We start from the raw sequence: 2,859 nt of genomic DNA on the forward strand, positions 1-2,859 counted from the left end.
CCGGCCGGCCCGCTCGGCTACCCGGCGGAGTACCCCGGCGGCCCCGGCGGCCCGCGCAAGAAGCGCGGCGGCCTGGTCGCCCTGATCGCGGCCGTCGCGCTGGTCGCCGGTGTGGCCGGCGGCGCGCTCGGCGTGTCCGTCTCCGACAGTTCCGACCGCAGGAGCTCCGCGAACGACCACCGCAGCACCACCGTCCAGGCCAGCGACACCCAGAAGAACGAGCCCGTCCCCGGCTCGATCGCCGCCATCGCGCAGAAGGCGCTGCCCAGCGTCGTCACCATCAAGGCGCAGGGCAACGGCGAGTCGGGCACCGGCACCGGCTTCGTCTTCGACACCGAGGGCCACATCCTCACCAACAACCACGTCGTCGCGCCGACCCTCAGCGGCGGCAAACTGACCGTCAAGTTCGCCGACGGCAGCTCCTACAGCGCCTCGGTGCTCGGCCACGCCGAGGGCTACGACGTCGCCGTGGTCAAGATCGACAACCCGCCCAAGAGCAAGCTGGCCCCGCTGCCGCTGGCCGACTCCGACAAGGTCAACGTCGGCGACGCCACCGTCGCGATCGGTGCGCCGTACGGCCTGGAGTCCACCGTCACCAGCGGCATCATCAGCGCCAAGGACCGCCCGGTGGCCTCCGGCGACGACACCGGCTCGCAGGCCTCGTACATGAACGCCCTGCAGACCGACGCCTCCATCAACCCCGGCAACTCCGGCGGCCCGCTGCTCGACTCCGGCGGCGCGGTGATCGGCATCAACTCGGCGATCCAGTCCAACGCCTCCGCCAACGGCCGGGCCGGCAGCATCGGCCTGGGCTTCGCCATCCCGATCAACCAGGCCAAGTGGGTCGCGGACACCCTGATCAAGACCGGCAAGCCGGTCTACGCCAAGCTCGACGTGCTGCGCAACGACGACTACAAGGGCGACGGCGCGCAGATCCAGACCAAGGACATCCAGGGCCAGCCCGCCGTCACCCCCGGCGGCGCGGCCGACAAGGCCGGCCTCAAGCCGGGCGACGTCATCACCAAGCTCGGCGGCGTCCCGATCGACAACGGCCCCGCCCTGGTCAGCCGGATCTGGACGCACAAGCCCGGCGAGACCGTCGACGTCGAGTACACCCGCAACGGCCAGACCCTCAACACCAAGGTCACTCTCGGCCAGCGCGAGGGCGACCAGCCGTAACCCCCGCCCGCACCGAAACGTGTGCACCGAACCCCGCCGGACCCGTTAGGCTGACCTCCGCCTGGAGAGCTGCCCGAGCGGCCTAAGGGAACAGTCTTGAAAACTGTCGTGCGGTGACCCCGTACCGTGGGTTCGAATCCCACGCTCTCCGCCGGTAGGAGAACCACCTGCTCAGGGCGGGTGCCGAGACCACTCGGCACCCGCCCTCGGTGTTTCCCGGGCGGGTGCGGGCGCCGGCTGTGGGCCAGGTGTGGGCCAGGTGGGGAACTGCCGTGGAACGGCCACGGGCGGGGCGGGGGTTGACCCTGACACGGTGGCAGGGGGGGGAGTGGTCGCACCATGTTGAACATCGGAGACTTCGCCAGCCACGGCCGGGTGTCGGTGCGGATGCTGCGCCACTACGACGCGATCGGGCTGCTGCGGCCCGCCCGGGTGGACCCGGTCAGCGGCTACCGCTTCTACGAGGCGTCCCAACTGGCCCGGCTCAACCGGGTGATCGCGCTCAAGGAGCTCGGGTTCACCCTGCAGCAGGTGCGGTCCGTCCTGGACGAGCGGGTGGACGCGGCCGAGCTGCGCGGGATGCTGCGGCTGCGGCGGGCCCAGCTCGCCGCGGCGATCGCGGCCGACGAGCTGCGGCTGGCCCGGGTGGAGGCGAGGCTCCGGACGATCGAGAGCGAGGGGACCATGTCCGTGCGGGATGTCGTGGTGAAGCCGGTGCCGTCCGTCCGGGTGGCCCAACTGACCGGTGTGGCCGCGAGTTACGAGCCGGAGGACATCGGGCCGGTGATCGGGCCGCTGTTCGCCGAGCTGTGCCGGCGGCTGGCCGGGGCCGGGATCGAGGCGGCCGGCCCGTCCGTCGCCCACTACCAGGACGCCCCGGAGGGCAACGGCTCGGTGCTGGTCGGGGCCGCCGTCCCGGTCGGCCCGTCGGTGCGGGCGGGCGCGCACGACTTCGAGGTGGTCGACCTGCCGCCGATCGGGGAGGCGGCGACGATCGTGCACCGAGGCCCGATGGACGAGGTCCTGGGCGCGGGCCAGGAGCTGGCCCGCTTCATCGAGGAGAACGGCTACCGCTCGGCCGGCTACGCCCGGGAGCTGTACCTGGAGTGCCCGGAGGACCCGGCCGGGTGGGTCACCGAGCTCCAGGAGCCGGTGGTCCGCGGGTAGCCGGGCTTGCCCTCGACCCGGTCGAGGGTCCTAGCGTCACCCGGCATGACCACTGCCGCTGCCACCGCCGCCGTCGGTTCGCGGGCCGCGCTGCCCCGGACGTACCTGCTCTGGCTGGCCGGGGTCCAGGCCGGACTGCTGGGCGACGCCGCGCTGTATTTCGCCCTCGGCTGGGCCGCCTCCGCGCACGGCGGCGGCGCGGCCGGGCTGGTCCTGACGGCGGTCACGGTGCCGCGCACCGCGCTGGTCCTGCTGGGCGGCGCGGTCGCGGACCGGTTCGGCGCCCGTCGGGTGATGCTCGTCGGGGACACGGTGATGCTGGCCGCGACCGCCGCGCTGGCGCTGGTCGCGGCCGAGCGGGGCACACCGCTCTGGCTCCTGGTCGCGGCGGCGGCCGTGATCGGGACGGTCGACGCCTTCCACCTCCCGGCGAGCGGTTCGATGCCGCGCAGGCTGGTGCCCGCCGACCGGCTGCCCCGGGCGCTCGCCCTGCGGCAGGCCGGCGGGCAGGGC

Annotated in this window: 3 protein-coding genes and 1 tRNA gene; all 4 read left to right on the forward strand. The window is 73.5% G+C overall.

Annotated elements, in window-relative coordinates:
• Positions 1-1,179, forward strand: a 1,179-nt coding sequence (locus AE652_RS38935; protein WP_049660221.1) for a S1C family serine protease, incomplete at its 5' end; no start/stop codon positions are given.
• Positions 1,180-1,242: 63 nt separating this feature from the next.
• A tRNA-Ser gene (locus AE652_RS38940) sits at positions 1,243-1,330 on the forward strand.
• A gap of 188 nt (positions 1,331-1,518) precedes the next feature.
• Complete coding sequence (locus tag AE652_RS38945) at positions 1,519-2,346, forward strand: MerR family transcriptional regulator (protein WP_049660223.1); 828 nt, start codon at positions 1,519-1,521, stop codon at positions 2,344-2,346.
• A gap of 45 nt (positions 2,347-2,391) precedes the next feature.
• The coding region (locus tag AE652_RS38950) for an MFS transporter (RefSeq protein ID WP_159028695.1) at positions 2,392-2,859 on the forward strand (468 nt) is incomplete at its 3' end.

Origin of the sequence: Kitasatospora sp. MY 5-36 (assembly GCF_001182915.1) — a bacterium.
Classification (GTDB): domain Bacteria; phylum Actinomycetota; class Actinomycetes; order Streptomycetales; family Streptomycetaceae; genus Kitasatospora.

Excerpts from the sequence above, each read along its gene's own strand:
- AE652_RS38945 (WP_049660223.1), top strand. The coding sequence starts at position 1,519 with ATGTTGAACATCGGAGACTTCGCCAGCCACGGCCGGGTGTCGGTGCGG.